Source organism: Micromonospora sp. NPDC005163 (assembly GCF_053599835.1).
On sequence record NZ_JBSFYP010000004.1, the window covers coordinates 201473 to 226161 of the forward strand.

At 71.5% G+C, this 24689-nt stretch carries 22 protein-coding genes and 1 pseudogene; 8 read left to right on the forward strand and 15 right to left on the reverse strand.

All coding sequences use genetic code 11. From position 1 onward, the window contains the following. Window positions 1-10: 10 nt before the first annotated feature. From ACWD6N_RS05810 to ACWD6N_RS05820, 3 genes are all read right to left on the reverse strand, one after another. Window positions 11-1717 carry a bifunctional metallophosphatase/5'-nucleotidase gene (locus ACWD6N_RS05810; RefSeq protein WP_387324083.1) on the reverse strand — a complete coding sequence of 569 codons (1707 nt, stop codon included), beginning with the start codon at window positions 1715-1717 and terminating at the stop codon, window positions 11-13. Window positions 1718-1992: 275 nt separating this feature from the next. Beyond that, window positions 1993-2661, reverse strand: coding sequence for a histone deacetylase (locus tag ACWD6N_RS05815; RefSeq protein WP_387324080.1), 669 nt, complete (start codon window positions 2659-2661; stop codon window positions 1993-1995). Between the two features lie 11 nt (window positions 2662-2672). Further along, window positions 2673-3452, reverse strand: a complete 780-nt coding sequence (locus tag ACWD6N_RS05820; RefSeq protein ID WP_354963372.1) for a phosphodiesterase — start codon at window positions 3450-3452, stop codon at window positions 2673-2675. 244 nt (window positions 3453-3696) lie between these two features. Here ACWD6N_RS05820 and ACWD6N_RS05825 point away from each other — a divergent pair, with 244 nt between their 5' ends. Next, entirely contained in the window at window positions 3697-5073 is a 1377-nt protein-coding gene (locus ACWD6N_RS05825; protein WP_387324615.1) for a GGDEF domain-containing protein, read from the forward strand. A gap of 44 nt (window positions 5074-5117) precedes the next feature. Here the strand turns inward: ACWD6N_RS05825 and ACWD6N_RS05830 are convergent, their stop codons facing one another. Then, window positions 5118-6176 (reverse strand): aspartate-semialdehyde dehydrogenase, encoded by a 1059-nt coding sequence (locus ACWD6N_RS05830; protein ID WP_387324077.1) that lies wholly within the window; start codon window positions 6174-6176, stop codon window positions 5118-5120. Window positions 6177-6181: 5 nt separating this feature from the next. Beyond that, on the reverse strand, window positions 6182-7447 hold the full coding sequence (locus ACWD6N_RS05835; RefSeq protein WP_354963369.1) for an aspartate kinase: 1266 nt from the start codon (window positions 7445-7447) through the stop codon (window positions 6182-6184). 268 nt (window positions 7448-7715) lie between these two features. Between ACWD6N_RS05835 and ACWD6N_RS05840 the strand changes: the two genes are divergently transcribed. Then, entirely contained in the window at window positions 7716-8501 is a 786-nt protein-coding gene (locus tag ACWD6N_RS05840) for a hypothetical protein (protein WP_354963368.1), read from the forward strand. An 84-nt stretch (window positions 8502-8585) separates the two neighbouring features. Beyond that, the gene (locus ACWD6N_RS05845) at window positions 8586-9116 is read left to right on the forward strand and encodes a nitroreductase family protein (protein WP_354963367.1); all 531 of its coding nucleotides are present in this window, start codon (window positions 8586-8588) and stop codon (window positions 9114-9116) included. A 5-nt stretch (window positions 9117-9121) separates the two neighbouring features. Here ACWD6N_RS05845 and ACWD6N_RS05850 read toward each other — a convergent pair whose 3' ends face one another. Then, entirely contained in the window at window positions 9122-10108 is a 987-nt protein-coding gene (locus ACWD6N_RS05850) for an ArsR/SmtB family transcription factor (protein ID WP_354963366.1), read from the reverse strand. Between the two features lie 78 nt (window positions 10109-10186). Here ACWD6N_RS05850 and ACWD6N_RS05855 point away from each other — a divergent pair, with 78 nt between their 5' ends. After that, window positions 10187-11458, forward strand: coding sequence for an MFS transporter (locus ACWD6N_RS05855; RefSeq protein WP_354963365.1), 1272 nt, complete (start codon window positions 10187-10189; stop codon window positions 11456-11458). A gap of 237 nt (window positions 11459-11695) precedes the next feature. After that, a complete protein-coding gene (gene leuA / locus ACWD6N_RS05860; RefSeq protein WP_354963364.1) occupies window positions 11696-13447 on the forward strand; it encodes a 2-isopropylmalate synthase in 1752 nt (583 codons plus the stop codon). Between the two features lie 72 nt (window positions 13448-13519). Here leuA and ACWD6N_RS05865 read toward each other — a convergent pair whose 3' ends face one another. After that, window positions 13520-15013, reverse strand: coding sequence for an MFS transporter (locus ACWD6N_RS05865; protein WP_354963363.1), 1494 nt, complete (start codon window positions 15011-15013; stop codon window positions 13520-13522). 107 nt (window positions 15014-15120) lie between these two features. On the opposite strand from ACWD6N_RS05865, the gene ACWD6N_RS05870 reads away from it, so the two are divergent. After that, the gene (locus ACWD6N_RS05870; protein WP_450004524.1) at window positions 15121-15777 is read left to right on the forward strand and encodes an HNH endonuclease family protein; all 657 of its coding nucleotides are present in this window, start codon (window positions 15121-15123) and stop codon (window positions 15775-15777) included. Then, window positions 15759-16250, forward strand: a complete 492-nt coding sequence (locus tag ACWD6N_RS05875) for a hypothetical protein (RefSeq protein ID WP_354963361.1) — start codon at window positions 15759-15761, stop codon at window positions 16248-16250. Before ACWD6N_RS05870 ends, ACWD6N_RS05875 begins: the two co-directional genes overlap by 19 nt. A 70-nt stretch (window positions 16251-16320) precedes the next feature. Here the strand turns inward: ACWD6N_RS05875 and ACWD6N_RS05880 are convergent, their stop codons facing one another. From ACWD6N_RS05880 to ACWD6N_RS05910, 7 genes are all read right to left on the reverse strand, one after another. Next, a complete protein-coding gene (locus ACWD6N_RS05880) occupies window positions 16321-17421 on the reverse strand; it encodes an ABC transporter ATP-binding protein (protein WP_354963360.1) in 1101 nt (366 codons plus the stop codon). Beyond that, window positions 17418-18404, reverse strand: a complete 987-nt coding sequence (locus tag ACWD6N_RS05885) for an ABC transporter ATP-binding protein (protein WP_354963359.1) — start codon at window positions 18402-18404, stop codon at window positions 17418-17420. The genes ACWD6N_RS05880 and ACWD6N_RS05885 overlap by 4 nt, the downstream gene beginning before the upstream one ends. Before the next feature lie 112 nt (window positions 18405-18516). Further along, a complete protein-coding gene (locus ACWD6N_RS05890; protein WP_387324612.1) occupies window positions 18517-19476 on the reverse strand; it encodes an ABC transporter permease in 960 nt (319 codons plus the stop codon). A gap of 65 nt (window positions 19477-19541) precedes the next feature. After that, the gene (locus tag ACWD6N_RS05895) at window positions 19542-20549 is read right to left on the reverse strand and encodes an ABC transporter permease (protein ID WP_354963358.1); all 1008 of its coding nucleotides are present in this window, start codon (window positions 20547-20549) and stop codon (window positions 19542-19544) included. 100 nt (window positions 20550-20649) lie between these two features. Then, window positions 20650-22323: an ABC transporter substrate-binding protein gene (locus tag ACWD6N_RS05900; protein ID WP_354963357.1), complete on the reverse strand. Its 1674-nt coding sequence runs from the start codon at window positions 22321-22323 to the stop codon at window positions 20650-20652. Window positions 22324-22567: 244 nt separating this feature from the next. After that, complete coding sequence (recR, locus tag ACWD6N_RS05905) at window positions 22568-23161, reverse strand: recombination mediator RecR (RefSeq protein WP_354963356.1); 594 nt, start codon at window positions 23159-23161, stop codon at window positions 22568-22570. Window positions 23162-23169: 8 nt separating this feature from the next. Continuing rightward, a complete protein-coding gene (locus ACWD6N_RS05910; protein ID WP_231931157.1) occupies window positions 23170-23478 on the reverse strand; it encodes a YbaB/EbfC family nucleoid-associated protein in 309 nt (102 codons plus the stop codon). 204 nt (window positions 23479-23682) lie between these two features. Between ACWD6N_RS05910 and ACWD6N_RS05915 the strand changes: the two genes are divergently transcribed. Next, on the forward strand, window positions 23683-24387 hold the full coding sequence (locus ACWD6N_RS05915) for a DUF998 domain-containing protein (protein WP_354963355.1): 705 nt from the start codon (window positions 23683-23685) through the stop codon (window positions 24385-24387). Here the strand turns inward: ACWD6N_RS05915 and ACWD6N_RS05920 are convergent. Continuing rightward, window positions 24384-24689 (reverse strand): annotated as a pseudogene (locus tag ACWD6N_RS05920) (DNA polymerase III subunit gamma and tau); the annotation flags it as partial. The gene ACWD6N_RS05915 and the pseudogene ACWD6N_RS05920 overlap by 4 nt on opposite strands.

Below are 24689 nucleotides of genomic sequence, written 5' to 3' on the forward strand. Positions count from 1 at the left end.
GGGTCGCCCGTCAGGCGGCGGGGACCTCGGCGGTGGTGCGGATCCGGTCCAGCGTCGGAGCGGAGACCGGCGACTGCGCGGTCAGGTACGCCACGAACGCGTCCAGGTCGATCTGCCCGGTGACCAGGTTCGTGCCGCCGGTGAGGGCGCTGAACCCGTCGCCGCCCCCGGCCAGGAAGTTGTTCACCGTCACCCGGTAGGTGGCGGCGGTGTCGACCGCGGTGCCACCGAAGGTGAGGCTGCCCCGGACGACGCGGGTGCCGACGCACGGGTCGGCGGCGGTGCCGGTGGTGCCGTTCGGGTCGACCACGTAGCCGACCGTCGCGGACGGGTACAGCGTGCGGCCGGTGACGAACTGCTGCTCGAGTACGCAGTAGAGCTGTGCGCCGGTCAGGTCGAGCGTCACCAGGTTGTTGGCGAACGGCTGCACCGTGAACGCCTCCTCATAGGTGACCGGTCCGGCGTCGAGGTCGGCTCGCACCCCGCCCGGGTTCATGAACGCGGCGACCGCGCTCTGCTCGTCGTCGGTGGCGGCGAGCTGCGCGTCGGCGATCACGTTGCCCAGCGCGGACTCGCCCATGGTCGTACCGAAGAGGGTCTCCTGGGCGCGGGTGATCGCCTGGGTGGTCTCGCCGACCTGACGGTCGGCGACCGGGCCGAGCACCGTCTTGTACCGGTCGATCAGAGCGGTCTGCTTCGGGTCCTTGGCGACGTCCCGGCTGACCACGACGTTGTTCGCCGCGGCGGAGATCACGTCCCCGCTCCGACGGTCGATCTTGAGGTCGATGTCGGTGACCAGGCGGCCGAACGAGCTGGCACTGGTGACCAGCTTGCCGTTGATGTCGCAGTTGTACGCCTGGTGGGTGTGCCCGCTGACCACCACGTCGATCGACGGGTCCATCCGGTTGGCGATGTCCACGATGGGGCCGGTCATGCCGACGCAGTCGTTGATACCGCCGGTCGCGGCCTGGGTGCCACCCTCGTGCAGCAGGACGACGATCGTCTCCACGCCCTTGCGGCGCAGTTCGCGGGCGTACCGGTTGGCGGTGACCGCCTCGTCGGCGAACGTGAGGCCGGCGACGCCCTGCTGGCTGACGATCTCCGGGGTGCCCTCCAGGGTCATCCCGATGAAGCCGACCTTGACGCCCTGCACCTTGTGGATCGCGTACGGCGCCATCAGCGGCTTGCCGGTCGCGGTCTTGAAGGCGTTCGCGGACAGGTACTTGAAGCTGGCGCCCCGGTACGGGGTGCCGTCGGCGCAGCCGTCCACCGGGTGGCAGCCGCCGTTCTGGATCCGCAGCAGCTCGGCCGCGCCCTCGTCGAACTCGTGGTTGCCGACGCTGGCGTAGTCCAGGCCGGCCATGCTCAGCGCCTCGATGGTCGGCTCGTCGTGGAACGCCGCGGAGAGCAGCGGGGACGCGCCGATCAGGTCACCGGCGGCGACCGTGATGGTGTTCTTCTTCTTGGCGGCGGCGCGCAGCTCGGCCAGGTGGGTGGCCAGGAACTCGACGCCGCCCGCGGCCTGCCCGGCGATGGTGCCGCTGGAGCCGCTCGGCGGTTCGAGGTTGCCGTGGAAGTCGTTGAGGGCCAGCAGGGTGACGTCGACCGGCTTCGGCCTCGCGTCCGCCTGCTCGGGGGTTGTGGCGACCGCGCCGAACGCGGCCAGCGCGAGCGCGGTCAGGCCGACGGCGGCCCGACGCATCCCGGGGATGGACATGGAACTCCTCGTGAGAATCGGCGCGTGCGGTGCCCGGACTGTGGGTCGACCGGGCCGCCGACCGACGCCGTCGGAAGGGTCGATCGCGGATGCCGGCGGTGGGGATCGCCGCCCGCCCGGACAGCCTCTCATCCAGAAGCCCACCGGTCGACCCGGCGAGCACATCGGAGCCGCGAATGCACCGGACGGCCCGGAGGGGCGGCCGACGGGATCGACCTGAGCGTCCGTTGACGACGCCGCAATCCAGAAAGGACGCGGTCCACGACGCGCGGCGGTCACCCGACGGCGAGTGCCTCGGTTACGAGCGCCGCCACGGCGTCGGGCGGCCAGCCGTCCGCGACCCCGGGGCGCCGTGCCAGGTAGCCGACGATCCGCTCGGCCGGCCAGCCGTGCGACTCGTGCAGCCCACGGGCGATCATGCTGAGGTAGACCGGCGCCGGTGGACGGCAGCGCACGGCGGACGCCGGCTCCGGCGCGGTGAAGGTGAGCATCGGGGCCCCAGCGCGGTGGCCCGGGCAGACCAGCGTCTCGTAGCGCCCCGGGCCGAGCGTGGCTCGCCCGTCGGCGACGGCCGCGTCGATCGCCGCACCGGTCGCCGGGGTCAGGTCGGCGGCGTGACCTGCTGGCCGGTACATCTCCTGCGCCGCGATGTCGGTGAACTGCTCGAGGGTGACCAGGTAGGCGCGGGCGGCGGCCACGCCCGGCAGCTGCGGGTCGTAGAACGCCATCCCGCCGGTCCAGGCGCCGGACTCCCCGGCGAAGTAGATCCCGCCGGGCAGCGACACCGGCACCGACCGGCTCGGTGGACGGCGGTCCCGGCAGCCCGGGTAGGTCCGCCGCCCACCGGGTGGGCAGCCACCGTCGATGTACCACGCCAGCCGGGCGGCGTGCATGTTCGAGCCGTAGGCGACGTACCAGACCAGCCGCTCTTCAGCGTCGACCACGACGGGCGCGCTCAGAAGCCGCACGTCTGGCCGGCGGAGTGGCTCACCTGCACGGTGTGCGTCACGCAGCCGCCCGGCTCTACCGCGTGCAGCAGGAAGGCGGTCGGCTCGGCGACCCAGCCGATCAGCTCGTCGGCGCTCATGGTGAGCGTGCTCTGCCGCCAGGTGCTGGGTGCCACGGTGAGCACGGTGCCGGCGTACCCCGTGGTGACCGGGCGGTGCAGGTGCCCGGCGGCGACCCGCACGACGTGCCGGTGCCGGCCGATCACCTCGGCCAACGCGTCCCCGTCGGCGAGCCGGACGGCGTCGGCCGCCGGAATGCCGACCGCGACTGGCGGGTGGTGCAGGCAGACCACCGCGGGCACCTCGGGCCGGCCGGCCAGCACGCCGTCGAGCCAGCCGAGCTGCTCCTCGCCGAGCTGGCCGCCGTCGCTGCCGGGGATGAGCGAGTCGAGCACCACGACGGTCGCCGCCGCATGGTCGACGTGGTAGTAGGCGGAGAATCCGCCGCCGAGCCAGGGCGTGCCGCCGAAGGCGTCGAGCAGGGACTCCCGATCGTCGTGATTGCCGGCGACCAGGTGCACCGGCAGCGGGAACCGGCCGATCAGCTCGCGGAGCACCGCGTACTCGTCGGGTCGGCCGTGGTCGACCAGGTCGCCGGTGATCACCACGCAGTCCGGTCGAGGCCGCAGCGCGAGCACCCGCCCGAGCGCGCTGTGCAGCCCGGCGGCCCGCTCGGCGGCGAGCACGCCGGTGGTCAGATGGGGGTCACTGAGCTGGGCGATGAGCATGGCCCGCCTCCTGGGTGCCGGAGGCTCCACGCTATCGCCGCCCGGCGCCGTCCGGGGGCCCGCGCCGCCCACAGGCTGCGTCCACAGCCTGTGGATGGCACATGTGTACGAAGCTCGGCCGGCTCCGGGCGACCGTGGGTACGCTTGATCGTGTGGCTTGGCGCCGGCCGGCCCCTCCCCGACCTGGAACGACGTGCGAGTGGATCATCAGCGAGTCATCCGTGACGTCACCGTCCGCCTGCCGATGGCGTCGAGCGCGCAAGAGGCCTGCCGGTGGACGGTCACCGCGCTGTCCCGCTACACCCCGGCGACCATCTCCGTGCTGCTCCAGGTCCACGACCGGCTGCGCTGCGTCGCGGCGACCGGCGCCTGGCAGGTCTTCGCCACCGTGCCGCCGGGGACCGGGATCGTCGGCCGGGTGTACGCGACCGGCGTCGCGGCCGTCGTCCCGGACGTCACCGCCGACCCGGACTACCTGCCGGTGCGCCCGGACGTGACCGCGGAGCTGTGCGTGCCGGTGCTTGATCCGTCCGGCCGGGCGATCGGCGTGCTCGACCTGCAGTGGAGCGGGCCGGTCGACCTGGAGCCGTGGCGGGAGACCGCGCAGCGGCTGGCCGCCCGGCTCGGTGCGCGCATCGTCGCGCTCGGCGGCCCGCCGGCGGAGAGCCGCAGCGAGAAGCTGCTCCGGCACGCCGCCGCGCTCTCGTCCGCGCCGACCGAACGGGAGCTGATGGGCGCGGCGAGCTGCGCCGCCCGGGAGGTTTCCACCCTCTCCACCGCGGTGCTGCTGATCGCCGGGCCGGAGGGTGCCCTCCTGCGGCCGTCGCCGCTGGTCCCGGGCGAGTTGGAGACCCGGATCCGGGCCGAGCTGACCGAGGCGGGTCCGGCCGCGCTCGGTCGGATGGTCGACCGGGCGCACCGGTACGGCGCCGGGTACACGCTGGGCGAGGCGGGTCAGCCACCGACCGAGGACTACCGGCCGTTGACCCGGGCCGGGGTGCGCACGCTGGTCGCCGTTCCCGTCGGGCCGACGGACGCGGGCGGGCTACTGCTGGTCGCCGACGAGCGGTTGCTGCGCCCCGACCCGACCACGGTCAGTCTGATGGAGCTGCTCGCCCGGCAGGCCTGGACCAGCCTGGACCGGCTGCGCACGCTGGCCCGGCTACTGGAACAGGCCAGCTCCGACCCGCTGACCGGGCTGCGGCACACCGGCCCGTTCGGGCAGCGGATCGCGGCCGCCACCCCTGGCCGTACGGCCCTGCTCGCGATCGACGTGGACGGTTTCAAGACGGTCAACGACACGTACGGCCACCAGGCCGGCGACCGGGTGCTGGTCGGCCTGGCCCGGGCGCTGGAGGGGGCGCTGCGGCACGGCGACGAGCTGTACCGGATCGGCGGTGACGAGTTCGTCGCGGTGATCGAGGTGAGCCGCCCGGAGGAGGCAGTCCGGATCGCCGAGCGGCTGACCGAGGCGGCTCGGCGGACCGGCCGCACGATCAGCGTGGGCGTGGCACTACCCCGCCCCGGCGAGTCGCCCGATCTCACCCTCCGCCGCGCCGACCAGGCCCTCTACGCCGTCAAGCGCCAGGGAAGAGACGGCGTCCACCTGGCCGCCGCCTGACCCGGCTCCCGGCTCGTCCGGGCGGGAGGGCCGGACGGGCCGGCTCAGGCGGTCAGTTCCTTGGCCAGGAGTTCGGCGATCTGGGCGGTGTTCAGGGCCGAACCCTTGCGCAGGTTGTCGCCGGTGATGAAGAGGTCGAGGGCGCGCGGGTCGTCGAGGGCGCGGCGGATCCGGCCGACCCAGGACGGGTCGGTGCCGACGGCGTCGATCGGCATCGGGAACTCACCGGCGGCGGGGTCGTCGACCAGGATCACCCCGGGGGCGTTGCGCAGCGCCTCGCGGGCACCTTCGGCGTCCACCTCGGTGGCGAAGACCGCGTGCACGGCCACCGAGTGGCCGGTCACCACCGGCACCCGGACGCAGGTGGCGGAGACCTTCAGGTCGGGCAGCCCGAGGATCTTGCGCGACTCGTTGCGCATCTTCATCTCCTCGGACGACCAGCCGCCGTCGGCCGGTGAGCCGGCCCAGGGCACCACGTTGAGCGCCAGTGGCGCCGGGAACGGACCCACGTCGTCGCCGACCGCCTGCCGTACGTCGCCGGTGCGGGATCCGAGCGAGCGATCCCCGGCGACCTTGACGAGCTGGTCGTGGAGGATGTCCACGCCGGCCTGACCGGACCCGGACACCGCCTGGTAGGAGGCGAGCACCAACTCCCGCAGGCCGTACTCGCGGTGCAGCGGGGCGACCGCGACGATCATCGCGAGGGTGGTGCAGTTGGCGTTCGCGATGATGCCCCGGGGCCGGTTGCGGACCTGCTCCGGGTTGATCTCCGGAACCACCAGCGGAACGTCCCGGTCCATCCGGAAGGCACCGGAGTTGTCGACCACGACCGCGCCACGGGCGACGGCGACCGGCGCCCATTCGGTGGAGACCTCGTCGGGTACGTCGAACATCGCCACGTCGACGCCGTCGAACGCCTCCGGGGTCAGCGCCTGGACGACGAGCTCCTCGCCCCGGCAGCGCACCCGCCGCCCGACCGAACGCTCCGAGGCGAGCGGCCGGATCTCGCCCCAGACGTTGCGACGCCCGGTGAGCAGCTCACACATCACGGTGCCGACGGCACCGGTCGCTCCGACCACGGCGAGGGTGGGCAGCGCCGTCATCGGCGCTACCTACCCGTCCCCGCGTAGACCACGGCTTCGGTGTCGCCGCCCAGCTCGAACGCGTCGTGAATGGCGCGGACGGCGGCGTCGAGGTCGGTGTCCCGGCAGACCACGGAGACCCGGATCTCGGAAGTGGAGATCATCTCGATGTTGACCCCGGCCGCGCCGAGGGCCGCGAAGAAGCCGGCGGCCACACCGGGGTGCGAGCGCATGCCGGCGCCGATCAGCGAGACCTTGCCGACGTGGTCGTCGTAGAGCAGGCCCTTGAACTTGACCGGCTCCTGGATCTTGCTGAGCGCGGCCATCGCGGTCGGACCGTCGGTCTTGGGCAGGGTGAACGAGATGTCCGTCCGGCCGGTGCCCTCGGTGGAGACGTTCTGCACGATCATGTCGATGTTGATCTCGGCGCCGGCGACGGTGTCGAAGATCCGCGCGGCGGCACCCGGCTCGTCGGGCACCCCGACGATTGTGATCTTGGCCTCGCTGCGGTCGTGCGCGACCCCGGTGATCAGTGCCTGCTCCACGGAAAGGTCCTCCATCGATCCGGTGACCATCGTGCCGGTGTTGGTCGAGTATGACGAACGGACGTGGATCGGCAACCCCGCCCGCCGGGCGTACTCCACGCTACGCAGGTGCAGAACCTTCGCGCCGCACGCGGCCAGTTCCAGCATTTCCTCGTACGTGATGTGGCGGATGTGCCGGGCGTTGGGCACGATCCGCGGGTCGGCGGTGAAGATGCCGTCGACGTCGGTGTAGATCTCGCAGACATCGGCGCGCAGCGCGGCGGCGAGCGCGACGGCCGTGGTGTCGGAACCGCCTCGGCCCAGCGTCGTGACGTCCTTGGTGTCCTGCGAGACGCCCTGGAAGCCGGCCACGATGACCACCGCGCCCTCGTCGAGCGCGCCCTTGAGCCGCCCGGGGGTGACGTCGATGATCCGCGCGCGGCCGTGCACCGAAGTGGTGATCACGCCAGCCTGCGAGCCGGTGAACGAGCGTGCCTCGTACCCCAGGTTGTGGATGGCCATGGCCAGCAGCGCCATGGAGATCCGTTCCCCGGCGGTGAGCAGCATGTCCAGCTCGCGGCCCGGTGGCAGCGGGCTGACCTGGTTGGCCAGATCGAGGAGCTCGTCGGTGGTGTCACCCATCGCGGAGACCACCACCACCACGTCGTCGCCGGCCTTGCGGGCGGCGACGATGCGCTCGGCCACCCGCTTGATCCGCTCGGCGTTGCCGACGGAGGACCCGCCGTACTTCTGCACCACGAGTGCCACGACGGTGCACTCCCTCCCAGTGACCCTGAGCGTGCCGACGCCGCCGGAACCGGGGCCGGCGGCGCGTGTCAGACCCCTTGAGGGTATCGGGCGGGCCGCCACGCCGGGTCGGGTGATCCCACCATCCGGCCCGACCGGGCCGGGGGCGGCGCGGGCGGCCCGGTCCGCGGGCTCGGGCGGTACGCGGGCGCGGTCCGGCCCGACACGCCGGGGCGAGCCGCGTACGCGACGGCCCCCACCGGCCGCCGGGACCCACCAGAATGGGCCGGTGCCCGTCCTCACCCGCTCGGCCGGCCGCGTGCTCGGGCCGCTCCTGTTCGCCCTGCCGGCGCTCCTGGTCGCCTGCACCAGCGAGCAGCCCTCGCCCCCGCCGCCCATCGATCCCGGGCCGGTGGAGGTGGACGCGGCCCGGGACGAATTGGCCGCGCTCGCAGCTGCCGCCCAGGACCGCCACCTGGTGGCGCGGTACGCATTCAGCCGGGCCGGTCAACCGGACCGCACCATCGTGTTCACCAGCGCGAATGACGGCAGTTGGCGGGTGGACGTGCCGGGTGGCGCGCTGGGGGGCACCGCCGACGTCTCGCTGGCGGCCACCGCCGACGGGCTGTTCCAGTGCGCCCTGCCGTCAACGGGGTGGCCGGAGCCGGCGCGCTGCGTACGCCTCGGCGAGCGTGACGACGCGCTTCCGCGTCGGCTGGACCCGCAGGTCCAGCACCCGCTCACCGACTGGCTGGACGTGCTCACCGACCGGCGCGCGCCGCTCGCGGTCGCCCCGGCCGACACGCCCGAGGGCCTCACCGGCACCTGCTACTCGGTGGACTCCACCTCCGCCTCGCTCAACGCCCCGTTGGACGTCGGCATCTACTGCTACGACCGGGACGGCACGCCGACCGGCGTCCGGACGGCGACCGGGACGCTGAAGCTCGCCGCTCCGCCCGGTCCGGCTCCGGCCACCGTGCAGCTCGCCGGTCCGGTGGCGGACGAGGAGCCGCTCGGCACCGCGGCTCCGCCAACGCCCGACCCGTCCGACAGCCCGGGCGCGGGAACGCTCTGATCTTCGTTCCGTTACGGGTGCGTTTAACCACATTTCGAGAGGCCGCCCTGAGTGGCGAATCACCCGTAAAGGACGATTTTTGACATGGCTGACCTGACCCCGCTGCTCGCTTTCCGCTGGAGCCCTCGGGCCTTCGACCCGAGTGCCGACCTGACTCCGGACGAGGCGGCCTCGCTGCTGGAGGCGGCGCGCTGGGCGCCGTCGGCGGACAACGGGCAGCCCTGGCGGTTCGCCCTCGGCCACCGGGACGACGACAACTGGAAACGGATCCTGATCAACCTCCCGGACAGCGACCAGGGCTGGGTCCGGCACGCCGCGACCCTGGTGGTCGGCGCGCACATCGGCGGCGACGCCGAGCGGGCGGCATACGACCTCGGTCAGGCGATGGCCCACCTGACTTTGCAGGCAACCGCCCTCGGCCTGCACGTGCGCCAGCTCACCCGCTTCGACAAGACCGGCCTCGCCACCGAACTCGACCTGCCCGGCGGCGTCCGCCCGCTGGTGGTCGCCGCTGTCGGCCGGCTCGGGGACCCGTTCGCTCTCCCGGCCGACCTGCGCGCGCGGGAGACCGGCCTGCGTCACCGCCGCCCGGTCGTCGACCTGTTACTCGCCTGATCGGGTCACCCGCCGCGGCTGGCCCGGAGCAGGACCTTCGCGGCATCAGTGTGGCGATAGAGGACGTGCCGACCCTGTCGGGACCGGGAGACCAGGCCGGCGGCGTGCAGGGCGGCCAGGTGCTGGGAGACGTTTCCGGCGGACATCCCGGTGAGTCGGGCCAGGTCGGTGGTGGTCGTCGCCATGTCGAGCAGGTGCAGCAGCGCGGCCCGGCCGGGGCCGACCACGCGTGCCAGCGGGTCACCGGGCGGCGTCGCGGTCGCCTCCCAGAGCGTCCCGACCGCCCGGACCGGGTACGCCCCGGCCGGCACCGAGTCCTCCAGCAGGTTCCACAGCACCCTCCGGTCGGTGAACACGCCCGGATTCAGCGCCAGCCCGCGATCGCGGAGGTCGAAGTCCCGCTTGAACGGGTCGTCGGTGACCACCCGGTCGCCGAGCCAGCGCAGGCTCGGGTGGAGCTGCTCGAACAGCCGACCGGCACCGCCTTCGGCGAGCTGAGCGGCGCGGTACGCCACGTCGGCGTCGAGCAGCGCGCGCATCCGCAGCCAGTCCGGGGCGATCGCCTCGTCGTACCAGACCCGCACCGCGCCGATGAGCTGCGGCAGCAGCCCACGAGGATCGGCGAGCAGCGCCCGCCCGAACGGGCTCAACGGTCGGCTCGGGGTGGTCGCCAGCAGATCCCGGACCACCACGTCCGGCGGCGTCGCCGCGATCTGGTCGAGTTGCTCGGCCATCTCCATGTTCGGCCGGGCCGCCGGGGTGAGGAAGTCGGGCAGCCAGCAACGCGGCCGGGTCAGCTCCACCAGCGGTCGGACCCGGCGGGCCACCTCTGGACGACGCAACGTCACCCGGGCCCGGTCGATCCAGGGCAGGTGCACCGCGTAGCGGACCGGGCTGGCCAGTGCCCACATGCTCATGACCGTCTCGTTGGCCGGCGACACGGCGAGCCGCACTCCCGCGACGTCGGCCAGGCTGAACCGCAACTCGGACACACGCACCCCCGGGCTCAGGATTCGGTCCAGCCTAAAAGACTCGACCGGGCCCGTGGGGGCACGCTTCACTCACCGGTCATGGGGGCCAGAGACACCATCCGCACCGCCGTCCGAAACGTCGTACCGCCGGCTGGGCTGACCCGCGCCCTGGCGGTGCAGGCCATGGTCGGCGCCGTCGGCGGCGGCCTGTTCCAGGCCGGCAGCGCCGTCTTCTTCACCCGGGCGCTCGGGCTCAGCGCCGCCCAGGTCGGGCTGGGGCTGTCCATCGCGGCGGGGGTGTCGCTGCTGGGTACGGTGCCGCTGGGCGGACTCACCGACAGGTACGGACCGCAGCGGGTCTGGATTTTCGGGCTGGTGCTGGACGCGGCGCTCTTCGCGACCTACCCGTTCGTGGGCGGCTTCGCCGGTTTTCTCGCCGTGGTGATGGCGCTGGCCGCCGTGGACGCCGCGACCGGGGTGGCCCGGCAGGTTTACTCGATCAACGCACTCCCCCCGGCCGAACGGGTCACCGCGATGGCGTACCAGCGCTCGTCGCTGAACGTCGGATTCGGGCTGGGTGCGGTGATCAGCGGCCTGGTGCTGGCGGTGGACACGATGGCGACGTACCGGGGGATGGTCTGGTTCATCGCGGCGGTGTTCCTGGTGACAGCTCTCTTCGTACGGCGACTGCCCCGGCTGCCCCAGACGACTCGGCCGGTGGAGCCGATGGGCCGGCTCGCCGTGCTCCGGGACCGCCCGTTCATGGCGGTGTCCCTGCTCTCCGGGCTGCTCACCGCGCACCAGACGCTCTACCTGACGGTGCTGCCGCTCTGGATCCTCACCCACACCGACGCCCCGAAGACGGTGATCGCCGGGCTGGTCCTGCTCAACACGGTCCTGATCGTGCTGCTCCAGGTACGCGCCAGCCGGGACGCCGACACTGCGCCGGGCGCGGCCCGGGCCTCCCGCCGGGGTGCCCTACTGATAGCCCTGTTCTGTCTGGTCCTGCCGATCTCCGGGGTGACCCGGGGCGCGCTCACCCTGGTCGTATTGGTGTCGGCCGCGACGCTACTGATCCTGGCCGAGCTGATCGAGTCGGCGGGCACCTGGGGGCTCACCGCCACCCTGCCGCCGGCCGCGCAGCGCGGCGCGTACGTGGGGGCGTTCCGGCTCGGCACGCAGGTGCAGTACCTGATCGCGCCGGCGGGGTTGACCGCGCTCGGGGTGACGACCGGCGGGTGGGGCTGGATACCGGCGGCAGCGATCTTCGCGCTGGTCGGGCTGGCGATCGTACCCGTGGTGGGCTGGGCCGAACGGACGCCGCGACTGAGTGCCGTGGCCCCCGAGCAGGTCATGACCCCGGTCCCATAATCCGGACCTACCTTCCCGCTCCTCGCCGCATCACGTACGGTTACTTGGTCATGTGGCGGGCGCTTCTCCTCCTTAGCCGCCGCGACGAGGCCTGACCGGCCGGCACCTCGTCGCGGAGTCGCATCGCGCCGTCCAGCACATCCGAACTTCTTCTCGGCACCGCCGCGCACCGTCGCCCGGCATCTCGCCGACACCTTCCGATCTGCTGACGCCACATGTTCCAGGGAGCACTCTGAGATGGCTCAACCTGTCACCGACGCTGAGACCGATCCGATCGCCCGGCAAAGCCCGAGCCGGATGCCGTACCACCGCTACCAGCCCTACCGCGAGCAGTTCCGGGTCGACCTGCCGGACCGCACCTGGCCCACCCGGCACGTCGACGCCGCGCCGCGCTGGTGCGCCGTGGACCTGCGGGACGGCAACCAGGCCCTGATCGACCCGATGTCGCCCGAGCGCAAGCGCCGGATGTTCCAGCTGCTGGTCCAGATGGGCTACAAGGAGATCGAGGTCGGCTTCCCGTCGGCCAGCCAGACCGACTTCGACTTCGTCCGGCAGCTCATCGAGCAGGACATGATCCCGGACGACGTCACCATCCAGGTGCTCACCCAGTGCCGGGAGCACCTGATCGAGCGCACGTTCGAGTCGCTGCGCGGTGCGAAGCGGGCGATCGTGCACTTCTACAACTCGACCTCCACCCTCCAGCGTCGGGTGGTCTTCGGCCTGGACCGGGACGGCATCACCGACATCGCCACCTCCGGCGCCCGGCTCTGCCAGAAGTACGCCGAAATCCACACCCCGGACACGGACATCCACTACGAGTACTCGCCGGAGTCGTACACGGGCACCGAGCTGGAGTACGCGGTGGAGGTCTGCGCCCGGGTCATCGACGTGATCGACCCGACGCCCGACCGGAAGCTGATCATCAACCTGCCGGCCACCGTCGAGATGGCGACGCCGAACGTGTACGCCGACTCGATCGAGTGGATGCACCGGCACCTGCCGCGCCGGGACAGCCTGGTGCTCAGCCTGCACCCGCACAACGACCGGGGCACCGGCGTGGCCGCCGCCGAGCTGGGCCTGCTCGCCGGCGCGGACCGGATCGAGGGCTGCCTGTTCGGCAACGGCGAGCGCACCGGCAACGTGGACCTGGTGACGCTGGGGCTCAACCTCTTCTCCCAGGGCATCGACCCGATGATCGACTTCTCGAACATCGACGAGGTCCGGCGGGCCGTGGAGTACTGCAACCAGCTGCCGGTGCACGAACGCCACCCGTACGCCGGCGACCTGGTCTACACCGCCTTCTCCGGCTCCCACCAGGACGCGATCAAGAAGGGCTTCGACGCCCTCACCGCCGACGCGGCGGCTGCCGGCGTACCGGTGGACGAGCACACCTGGGCGGTCCCCTACCTGCCGATCGACCCGAAGGACCTGGGCCGCACCTACGAGGCGGTCATCCGGGTCAACTCGCAGTCCGGCAAGGGCGGCGTCGCGTACATCATGAAGAGCGAGCACCAGCTGGACCTGCCCCGCCGGCTCCAGATCGAGTTCTCCGGCGTGGTGCAGCAGGTCACCGACCACGACGGCGGCGAGGTCGACCCGGCCGCCATGTGGGAGATCTTCGCGACGCACTACCTGCTCGACCACCAGCCCGACCCGGCCGTACGCCTGGCCGGCTACACGATCAGCACCACCGACGGCAAGGTCGAGATCGAGGCTCAGGTCGGCGTGGGCGCCGAGCAGCGTTCGCTCGCCGCGGTCGGCAACGGCCCGATCGACGCGTACGTCAACGCGCTCCAGTCGGTCGGGGTGGGCGTCCGGGTGCTCGACTACCACGAGCACGCGCTCTCCTCCGGCGGGGACGCGCAGGCCGCCGCGTACGTGGAGTGCGAGGTGGACGGCCGGGCGGTCTGGGGCGTGGGCACCGACGCCAACATCGTCACCGCCTCGATCAAGGCGGTCACCAGCGCCGTCAACCGCGCCCGCGGCTGAACGCACCCTCCGGACGTCGAAGTGTAAGGAAGGGCCCCTTATTAACGCCTGGCGTTAATAAGGGGCCCTTCCTTACTTCGGGGGTGTGGCGGCGGGCAGCGAGTGGCAGGGCTGCGACGGCGGGGCCGCGCGGGGCGGCCGGTGGACCAGGACGAGGGCCAGCACCGCGCCGGTCAGCAGCAGGCCGGCGCACCAGGTCATCGCGCCCCGGAACGCGTGCGTCAGGTCGGCCTTCTGCTCGTACCCGCCGCCGGAGAGGCCGACCAGCAGCGGCAGCGCGGCCACCGCGAGCAGGCCGCCCGCCCGGGACGCGGCGTTGTTGAAACCGCTGGCCACCCCGGAGAACCGGTCCTCCAGGGCGGCCAGCACCGACGCGGTCAACGGCGCCACCACCAGGGTCAGCCCGAGACCGAAGAGCAGCACCCCGGGCAGCACGTCCCGCCAGTACGACGCGCCCGGGCCGACGCCGCGCAGCAACAGCAGACCGACGGCCGCCACCGCCGGTCCGACGGCCAGCGGCAGCCGCGGGCCGATCCGCGCCGACAGCGCGCCGGCCCGGGCGGAGCCGATCAGCAGCAGCACCGTCATCGGCAGCAGCGCGATCCCGGTGCGGAAGGCCGACCACTCGACCACGTTCTGCAGGTAGACGGCGAAGAAAAAGGTGAAGCCGCTGAGCGCGGCGTAGACCACCACGGTGAAGATGTTCAGCACCGAGAAGAGCCGGCTGCTGAACAGCCCGGTGGGCAGCATCGCGGTGTCTGCGCGCCGCCGTTCCAGCAGCACGAAGGCCACCGCGGCTAGCACACCGACCAGTGCCGCGACCACCACCACGGCCGAGTCGAAGCCGCGCGCCGGCGCGTCGATCAGGGCGTACGTGACGCCGGCGAGCGCGAGCGCGCCGAGCAGCGCCCCGGCCACGTCGAACCGGCGTCGGGTCCGGCCCGGTCCCACGGTCCGGGATGCTTTCTCGTCCCGGCTCTCCGGCACCCAGCGCAGGGCCGCCAGCAGTACCAGCACGGCGATCGGCAGGTTGAGGAAGAAGATCCACCGCCAGGACAGCGTGTCGATCAACCAGCCGCCGATGAACGGACCCAGTGCGGTGGACACGCCGGACAGCCCGGCCCAGGCGCCGATCGCCCGACCCCGGTCGTCCGGGTGGAAGCTGGCCTGGAGCACCGACAGCGATCCGGGGGTGAGCAGGGCCCCGCCGGCGCCCTGGAGGAACCGGGCCGCGATCAGCCAGCTGGTGCCCTGGGCAAGCCCACAGAGCACCGAGGCGGCGGTGAACCAGACCACCCCGGTCAGGAAGACCCGTCGCCGGCCGAAGCGGTCCCCGAGCGCGCCGCCGAGCAGCACGAACGCCGCCAGCATCAGCAGGTAGCCGTTGACGGTCCATTGCAGATCCGCCACGTTTGCGCCGAGGTCCTGGCCGAGCTTCGGCAGCGCCACGTTGACGACCGTGCTGTCCAGGAAGACCATGCCGGAGGCGAGCACGGTGGCGAGCAGGGTCCCCCGGCCGGCGGCGGTCCCCATCCGCAGTGCCGGCGCCGGTACGGGTGCGGTCATCCCACCAATCTGCCTTGCAGCATGTGGGAGACGCCACGAAACGCCGAAACCATCCCCGGGTACTGTGCGCAATCGCCGGGAGACCGCAAGCTGGAGAGGTGTCGTCTGTGCGTACCAGATCAGGACCGCGCGCGGCGGTGGCCGCGCTCGTCGCGTCGCTGGCGCTCGGCGTGGCCGGTTGCGTCCCGCCCGATGAGCCGGACACCGCGCCACCGGGTGGCGGCAGCAACGCCGTTGAGCAGTTGGGCCAGCTGACGGTCGCCAGCGCCGGCTCGATGAAGGGCTACAGCCGTGAGCACTTCCCGCACTGGCGGAACACCGGCAAGAACTGCGACGTGCGGGACACCGTCCTGCAGCGCGACGGCAAGGACGTGAAGCTCTCCGGCTGCAATGTGGTCGGCGGGCGCTGGGAGAGCGTGTACGACGGTCGCAGCGCCACCGATCCCTCCGACGTGGACATCGACCACATGGTGCCGCTGGCCAACGCGTGGCGTTCGGGTGCCGACGAGTGGAACGACGCGAAGCGCGGCGATTTCGCCAACGACACGACGCGGCCTCAGCTCCTCGCGGTTTCCGCGTCCTCCAACCGGGCAAAGGGTGACCAGGACCCGTCCCAGTGGAAACCGGCGAACCGGTCGTACTGGTGCCAGTACGCCGAGAGCTGGGTGACGGTCAAGCACCACTGGCGGCTGACGGTGACCAGCGCCGAGAAGACCGCCCTGACCGAGATGTTGGAGGGCTGCACATGGGCGAACAAGCCGTGACGGGCGCTGGGGGAACCCCCGCCCCGGAGCAGACGCCGGACGCGGGCGGCGACGACGCGGCTGCGGCCGGCAGCGCGCCGGCCGGACCGGCGACCGCGGGCATGACCGTGGACGGCAGCACCGGCACCGCCGGCACGGTGCCCGGTGCGGGGATGAACGCGGACGGCCCCAACCCGCCCGACACCGCGACGCCGGGCGCCGGCATGGATGCGGACGCGGCCAGCGGCGCCACGCGTACCGCGGACATCGTCCCCGGGCCGGGCGGAGTGATGACCGACGAGGTGGGTGTGGTGACCGGGGAGCTGACACTGCGCACCAGCTACGCCGACGGCCGGGTCACGCTGAACGTGCAGTACAAGGACGCGGACGAGTGGTACGCGGTGACCGGCGGCTCGGTGCCGCTGCCCGACCCGGCGGGTCTCGACGCGGTGCACGGCGTCGCGGTGGCCCTGCTGCACCGTCCGGAGGGCTGAGCCCCACGCCGGGGCACGCCAGGCCGCAGTGCCCAGGGGCCGTCCTGTGACAGGACGGCCCCTGGCTGCGTCACGGGGTCGGGATCAGCTCGCCCGGCGGGTCGACCGGGCCGGTGCCCTCGGTCGGGCGGACCAGCTCCACCTCGACCTCGTGCGGCCGGATCCGGCCGGCGGCGATGTCCTCGGCGAAGTGGCAGGCCACCCGGTGCCCGCCGACCACGTCGCGTAGAGCCGGCCGCTCGTCCGCGCAGCGGGTCGGCTGCGCCCACGGGCACCGGGTGTGGAACCGGCAGCCCGACGGCGGGTTGGTCGGCGAGGGCAGGTCGCCGGCGAGGAGGATCCGCTCCCGACGATCCTCGACCACCGGGTCCGGTACCGGCACCGCGGACATCAGCGCCCGCGTGTACGGGTGCATCGGCTCGCGGTACAGGTCGTCGCTGGACGCCTCCTCCACCAGCCCGCCGAGGTACATGACGCCCACCGTGTCGGCGATGTGCCGGACCACCGCCAGGTCGTGAGCGATGATCAGGTACGTCAGGCCGCGCTCGTTCTGCAGGTCCTCCAGCAGGTTGAGCACCTGGGCCTGGATCGACACGTCCAGTGCGGAGACGGGCTCGTCGGCGACGATCAGGTCCGGGTCGAGCACCAGCGCCCGGGCGATGCCGATTCGCTGGCGTTGACCGCCGGAGAACTCGTGCGGGTACTTGCTCAGCGCCGACGCGGGCAGGCCGACCGCCTCCAGCGTCTCGCGCAGCCGCCGGTTCGTCTCGGCCTTGTCACCGGCCAGGCCGTGCGCCTTGAGCCCCTCGACCAGCAGCGATTCCACCGACTGGCGGGGGTCGAGACTGGACAGCGGATCCTGGAAGATCATCTGCATCCGGCGCCGGGCCTGACGCATCGACTCGCCCTTGAGCGAACGTACGTCGGTGCCGTCGAAAACGATCTCGCCGTCGGTCGGCTCGACCAGTCGCAGCAGGCCCCGGCCCAGCGTCGACTTGCCGCAGCCCGACTCGCCGACCAGGCCGTACGTCTCACCCGCCTGAATGCTCAGCGAGACGCCGTCCACCGCGTAGACGTACCCGACGGTGCGGTCGAAGAGCAGGCCGCTCTTGATCGGGAAGTGGACCTTGACGTCGCGCAGTTCGACCAGAGGTCCGGTCTGTTCGGTCATCGGACCGCCACCTCCTCGGAGACGGGGTTGTTGCAGCGGATGTCGCCGCCGGTGGCGGTGGGTTCGAGCGGCGGAGGCCCTTCCAGGCACGCGTCCACGACGTTGTCGCAGCGCGGCGCGAAGGCGCACCCCTCGGCCCACGGGATGTTGTCGGAGACCGACCCGCGGATCGCGTGGAGCCGCTCACCACGCGGTGAGTCGAGCCGGGGCACCGAGTTGAGCAGCCCGTGCGTGTACGGGTGCCGGGCGTGCGCGAACAGCTCGTGCCGTCGTGCCCGCTCGACCACCTTGCCGCCGTAGAGCACGTTGACCGTGTCGCAGAGGCCGGCCACCACGCCCAGATCGTGCGTGATCATGACGAGCGCGGTGCCGGTCTCATCGACCAGCTGCTTGAGCAGGGTGAGGATCTGCGCCTGGATGGTCACGTCGAGCGCGGTGGTCGGCTCGTCGGCGATCAGCAGCCGAGGCTTGCAGGCCAACGCGATGGCGATCAACGCGCGCTGGCGCATCCCGCCGGAGATCTGGTGCGGGTACTCGCTGAGCCGCCGCTGCGGATCCGGAATCCCGACCGCGTCGAGCAGCTCCCGCGCCTCCCGCAACGCCTGCTTGCGGTCCCGACCCTGGTGGCGCTCCAGCACCTCGGCGACCTGGATCCCGATCGGGATGACCGGGTTCAACGACGACAGTGGGTCCTGGAAGATCATGCTGATCTCCCGGCCGCGCCGGTCGCGCATGTCGTCCGGCCGCAGCTTCAGCAGGTCGGCGCCCTCGAAGAGCACCTCCCCGGTGACCTTGTTGCCCCGCTTGGGCAGCAGGCCCATGATCGCCAGGCTGGTCACGCTCTTGCCACAGCCGGATTCGCCGACCAGGCCGACGGTCTGGCCCGGCTCCACGGTGAAGCTGACCTTGTCGACGGCGGTGAAGGGCCGCTCGCCGCGTCGCTGGAACACCACGCTCAGGTCACGGACGTCGAGCAGGCTCATCGGGTCACTTCCTCACTGCACTGGCGCGGCGCTCGCGACTGCGGGTCCCGCAAGCTCACTCCTCGCGCTCGCCACTGGCGCTCGTTGGTCGTGCTGTTCACTCGCACCGCCGTCACCGCCGGTTCTTCGGGTCGATCGCCTCGCGCATCGCCTCGCCCAGCAGGGTGAAGCCGAGCGCGACCACGATGATCGCGAGCGCCGGGTAGTACGCCAGCTCCGGGCGGACCTCGAAGTAGCGCTGACCGTCCACGCCGAGCATCAGGCCCCACTCGGCCCGGTTGATGTCCGGGTCACCGAGGCCCAGGAAGGAGAGCGCCGCGGCGTCCAGGATGGCCACCGCGAAGGTCAGGGTGGCCTGCACGATCACCGCGGTCAGCGAGTTGGGCAGCATGTGCCGCAGCACGATGTTGCGCTGCTTGACGCCGAGCGCGCGGGCGGCGAGCACGTGGTCGCTCTCCCGCTGGGCCAGCATCGCGCCGCGCAGCAGTCGGGCGAAGATCGGCACGTTCACGATGGCCACCGCGAAGATGACCGTCCACTGGCTCGACCGGCTGGCCATCGCGACCAGGGTGATCGCGAGCAGCAGGCTGGGCAGGGCCAGCATCACGTCGGTCAGCCGCATCAGGACCACGTCGACCCAACCGCCGAAGGCACCGGCCATCGCGCCGAGCAGCACGCCGAGCGCGAGACCGATGAGGGTGGCGAGGACGCCGACGAAGAGCGTCTGCCGGGCACCGTAGATCATCCGGGACAGGAAGTCCCGGCCGAGCGGGTCGGAGCCGAACGGGAACTCGCCGCTGGCGCCCGGGATGGAATCCACGGTGAGGTTCCTGGTCAGCTCGTCGAAGCGCTGCACCGGGTCGTGTTGGGCGATCAGCGGAGCGAAGATCGCCACCAGGACGAACAGACCCACGATGCTGGCTCCGACGATCGCCACCGGGTTGCGTCGCAGCCGGCGCACGGCATCGCGGACGAGGCTGATTCCGCCCCGGTCGGCCGCGCTCGCCTGGGCCAGCTCATCCAGGCGGGCCTTCTTGCGGTCGCCGAGCAGGCCGATGCTGCGCTCGCTCATGCCGGGGCGTGGCTTGTCGTCCCCACTGCGGGGAGCCGGCGTGCCGGCCTGGGTGATCGGGTCACTCATCGCACACGCACCCTCGGGTCGATGAAGGCGTAGGAGAGGTCGACCAGCAGGTTGACCACCACGAAGACCATCGCGGCGAGCAGGATGATCGCCTGGAGCACCGGATAGTCCCGGCCGCCGCTGATCGAGTCGGTGATCAGCGTGCCGAGGCCGCCCCAGTTGTAGACCTTCTCGGTGAGCACCGCGCCGGAGAGCAGCGCACCGGTCTGCAGGCCGATGGTGGTGACCACCGGCAGCAGCGCGTTGCGCAGGATGTGCCGGCCGCGGATGGTGCGGTGCCGCAGGCCCTTCGCCTCGGCGGTCCGCACGTAGTCCTCGTTGAGCACGTCCAGCACGCTGGCACGGGTGATCCGCACGATCACCGCGAGCGGGATCGTGGCGAGCGTGATCGCCGGCAGGATCAGGTGCCACAGCGCGTCGGCGCTCGCGTCGAACTCCCGGGTGAGCAGGCCGTCGAGCACGAAGAAGCCGGTGACGTTGGTGTTGTCCAGACCCGTGGTGAGCCGTCCGGACGGCGGGAACCAGTGGATGTTCTGCGTGAAGACATCCTTGAGCAGGTAACCCAGGAAGAAGATCGGGATCGAGATGCCGAGCAGGGTGCCGGCAATGGTGAGATTGTCCAGGGAACGTCCCCGCCAGCGGGCAGCGAGGTAGCCGAGCGGCACCCCGAGGCCGACCGCGATGATCATCGCGGCGAGAGCCAGCTCGATCGTGGCCGGGAACGCACGGCTGATGACCTCGGTGACCGGGTCACCGGTCCGGATCGAGTTGCCGAAGTCGCCGGTGACGACCCGCTGCATGAACTTGCCGTACTGCACCAGGACCGGCTGGTCGTAGCCGAGGGCCTTGGTCAGCAGGGCGCGGCGTTCGGGCGTGCCCCGCTCGCCGAGGAGCGCCTCCACCGGGCCGCCGGGCAGATTCCGCAGCCAGATGAAGATCAGCGCCGACAGCGCTATCAGCGTCACCACCAGCTGTAGCAGGCGGCGGACTATGACTCGCAACATCTCTCACACACCAGACTCTCGATGATCGCGGAATCGGCCCGGACCGGGGAAGGAGCCCCGGACCGGGCCGATTCGCGCCTACGGCGTCAGCCGACGTACGTCACTTGGCGACGCTGACCGTGTTGAACCGCTCGTCGGTCAGCGGGCTGGCCACCAGGCCCTTGACATCCTTGGTGACGACGATGGCCGGCGGCGCGTGCCAGACCGGCACGGCCGGCAGCCACTTGGCGGCGATGTCCTTGTTGACCTGCTCCCAAGCCGCCTTCTTGCCCGCCTCGTCGACGGTGGCGTCGGCCTTGGTGATGGCCTCGAACATCTCGGTCATCGACTGGTCGCCGAACTCGGCCTTGCCGCGGCCGAAGAACGTGCCGACGAAGTTGCCCGGGTCGTTGTAGTCACCGGTCCAGCCGAGGATGTGCAGGTCGTGCTTGCCGAACTGCTGCACGTCGTCCTTGAAGCCACCGTTCCACGGGCGAGGCACACCGTTGACCTTGATGCCCACGGCCTGCAGGTCGTTGGCCAGGACGGTGAAGATCTCCTGCGGGTTCGGCATGTACGGCCGGGAGACGTCCGGCGGGTAGTAGAAGTTCAGCGTCAGACCCTCGGCGCCGGCCTCCTTGAGCAGCTGCTTCGCCTTGTCCGGGTTGTACTCGTACTTCTGCACGTCCGGGGCGTAGCCGAGCACGGTGTCCGGCATGAACTCGTCGGCGACCTTGGCGCCACCCGGGCCCTTGGTCTGCACCAGCTGCTGGCGGTTGAGCGCGTAGGCGATGGCCTGGCGCACCCGCAGGTCCTTCAGCTTCGGGTTCTTCTGGTTGATGCCCAGGTAGAGGACGTTGAACGCCGGGCGGTTGATGACCTGGAAGCCCTCACCCTCGAGCGCCGTGCGGTCGGCCGGGGCCGGGAAGTCGATGCCCTGGACGGTGCCGGCACGGAGCTCCTGCTTGCGGGTGCTCTCGTCCTTGATGACCTTGATGATCATCTTGTCCACCTTGGCCTTCTCGCCAAAGTAGTCCGGGTTCCGGTTCAGGGTGATCTCGTTCTTGGCCTTGTCCCAGCCACCGAAGGTGAACGGGCCGGTGCCCACCGGGTTGGTGGTGGCGAAGGCGCTGTACTCGAACGAGTCGCCGTTCTGCTTCACCGTGTTGGCGTCGTACTTCCCCAGCGCCTCGGGGCTCGCGATCGAGAGCGAGGTCAGCGCGAAGGCGCCCGGGAAGGCGCCCTTGTACTTGTTCAGGGTCAGGACGGCGGTCCCGTCGTCCTTGGCCTCGCACTTGTTGTAGATCGACTCGCCGGCGCCCTCGGCCTCGTTCTTCGCGAACCCGCCGAAGGTGTCCATGTAGTAGATCATCTGGGACTGGGCGGCAGCGCCCTTCATGTTGTACCAGCGGTCGAAGTTGAAGCAGACCGCAGCGGCGTTGAACGGCGTACCGTCGTGGAACTTCACGCCCTGGTGGAGCTTGAACGTCCAGACCTTGCCGTCCGGGTCGTGCTCCCAGCTCTCAGCCAGGCCGCCCTGCAGCTCCGCGGTGCCCGGCTTGTGGCTCACCAGGGTGTCGAACATCTGCCGGACCGGCCGGAACGACTCACCGTCATCGTTGAAGATCGGATCGAAGTTCTTCGGGTCACCGGCACCCGCGAAGATGAAGGTGCCGCCAGTCTTGGCCTCGCCACTGTCGCCGTCGCGCTCGCTCTCCGCGCAGCCGGCCGCGCCGACCGCCAGAGCGGCAACGGCCGCGATGGCCACAGCCGTTTTAAGCCTTCTCGCCTGCATCTCTCACCTCTGTCATGCGCATGACCACGCCGAGTTGTGGCTCGGTCCGTGTGCGGGAGGCTATGACATGTCACACGCGAAGCGGAACTGGCGTCAGGCAATCGCTATCAAGCCGACACCTTGCGCGGGGGTCTGACAGTCGACGGCACGACGAACACATGGGGCGACACATCGATCCGCGCGGGGCGGGGCACCGCGACGGGGGTGGCATCGTCAGGGACGACACCACCCCCGGGGGTACGAATCAGACGGCCCGGCGCCCCTCGAAAGCCCGGCCGAGGGTGATCTCGTCGGCGTACTCCAGGTCACCGCCGACCGGCAGCCCGCTCGCCAGCCGGGTCACCGCGATCCCCATCGGCTTCACCATCAGCGCCAGGTAGGTGGCGGTCGCCTCGCCCTCGGTGTTCGGGTCGGTCGCCAGGATCAGCTCGCGCACCTTGCCGCCACTCAGCCGGGTCATCAGCTCCCGGATGCGCAGGTTGTCCGGACCGATCCCCTCCAGCGGATTGATCGCGCCGCCGAGCACGTGGTAGCGGCCGCGGAACTCACCGGTCCGCTCGATGGCCACCACGTCCTTGGGCTCCTCCACCACACACAGCACCTCGTCGGTACGGCGTGGGTCGCGGCAGATCCGGCACTGCTCGGACTCGGCCACGTTGTAGCAGGTCGTGCAGAACCGCACCAGCTCCTTGACCTTGCGCAGCGCGCCGGCCAGCCGGTTGACGTCGGCCGGATCCGCCGACAGGACGTGGAACGCGATCCGCTGGGCGCTCTTCGGGCCCACGCCCGGCAGCCGACCCAGCTCGTCGATCAGATCCTGGATGGCACCTTCGTACATCTGCCGGCTCAGAAACCGGGCAGGCCGAGGCCGCCCATGCCACCGGTGACCGGACCCATCTTGCGCTCGGTCAGCTCACGCGCCGCCTCGGCGGCGTTGTGCACGGCCGCGACGACCAGGTCCTCCAGCGTCTCCACGTCGTCCGGGTCGACGGCCTTCGGGTCGATCTTGATGGCCTTGAGCTCCCCGGAACCGGAGACGGTCGCGGTGACCAGCCCACCGCCGGCGGTGCCGGTCAGCTCGGCCTCGGCCAGCTCGGCCTGGGCGGCGGCGATCTGCTGCTGCATCTTCTGCGCCTGCTTCAGCATCTGCTGCATGTTCGGCTGTCCACCTGGGCGCACGGATGGCTCCTTCTCGCACTCGTCTGCTCGGCCGCCGCCCAGCCTATCCGCTGGGACCGACCCCGCCCCGCCCGGTGCGTCCGCCCACGCCGGAGCCGGAAGGAGTACACCTGTCACTACCCGGAACCGGCCACCTACGCGTAGTGCGGCAACACCCGCCGGTTTGGTCTGCTCGTCGGCATGAACCTCAACCGCACCACCCGGGTCGGCGCGCTGTGCTGGGTGGCGGCCGTACCAATCTTCCTCGCCGCCAACCTGGTCACCGGCCTTCGTTGGCGCCACCCGTCCTACAGCTGGGCCACCCACAACATCAGCGACCTCGGCAACGTCCACTGCGGGATCTGGGACAGCAGCCGACCCCGCTACGTCTGCTCGCCCTGGCACCCACTGATGAACACCGCCACGCTGGCCACCGCCGTTCTGCTCGCCGCCGGGCTCCTGCTGACCGGGCGGATCCTCGGTCGCGGCGGCGTGGTGCGGTCGGCCCAGACGCTGCTGTTGCTGGCCACCGGCGGGTACGCGCTGGCAGCCGTCTACCCAGCGGACGTCGACGAGAACCGGCACGTCCTCGGCGCTGTCCTGATCATGGGAGTGGGCAACCTCGGCCTGCTCCTCGCCGGGCTGGCACCGGGCACCACGATGCTCGGCCGGTGGCGCCGGCTCACCCTCACCGCCGGGCTGACCGCGCTGGTCGGGACGGTGCTGTTCTTCGCCCAGCAGGGTCTCGGGATCGGGGTGGGCGGCATGGAACGGGTCGCCGTGCTGCCCTTCCCGCTCTGGGCCTGCTGCCTCGGTGTCCTGCTCGCCGAGCCACCCGGCGGCGGGCGCAGCGCACCCGGTCGGCAGCGCCGACCGTCCAATGATCATCGCTGGCAGCGCCGCTAGCGGGCGTCGACCTCGTCGATCTTCTCGGCCCCGAACGTCTCGCGGAGCAGCCGTACCGCCTGCTCCTCGCTGGACTCCCGGGCGGTCTTCTCGTCGATGACCTCGTCCAGCGGCTCGTCGCCCGGGTCGAACCCCTCGTAGGTCGGGGTGGCCGCCGGTGCCGCGGCACCCGGCTTGGCACCGCGCAACGGACCGTCGAAGTCCGGGTCGTAGGGCGGTTCGCCGGCCCATTCGGCGTCCGCCGTGGGCCGGGCCGTCGCTCCGGTACGCGGACCGCGCCCCGCCGCTGCCGCGCGGGCGGC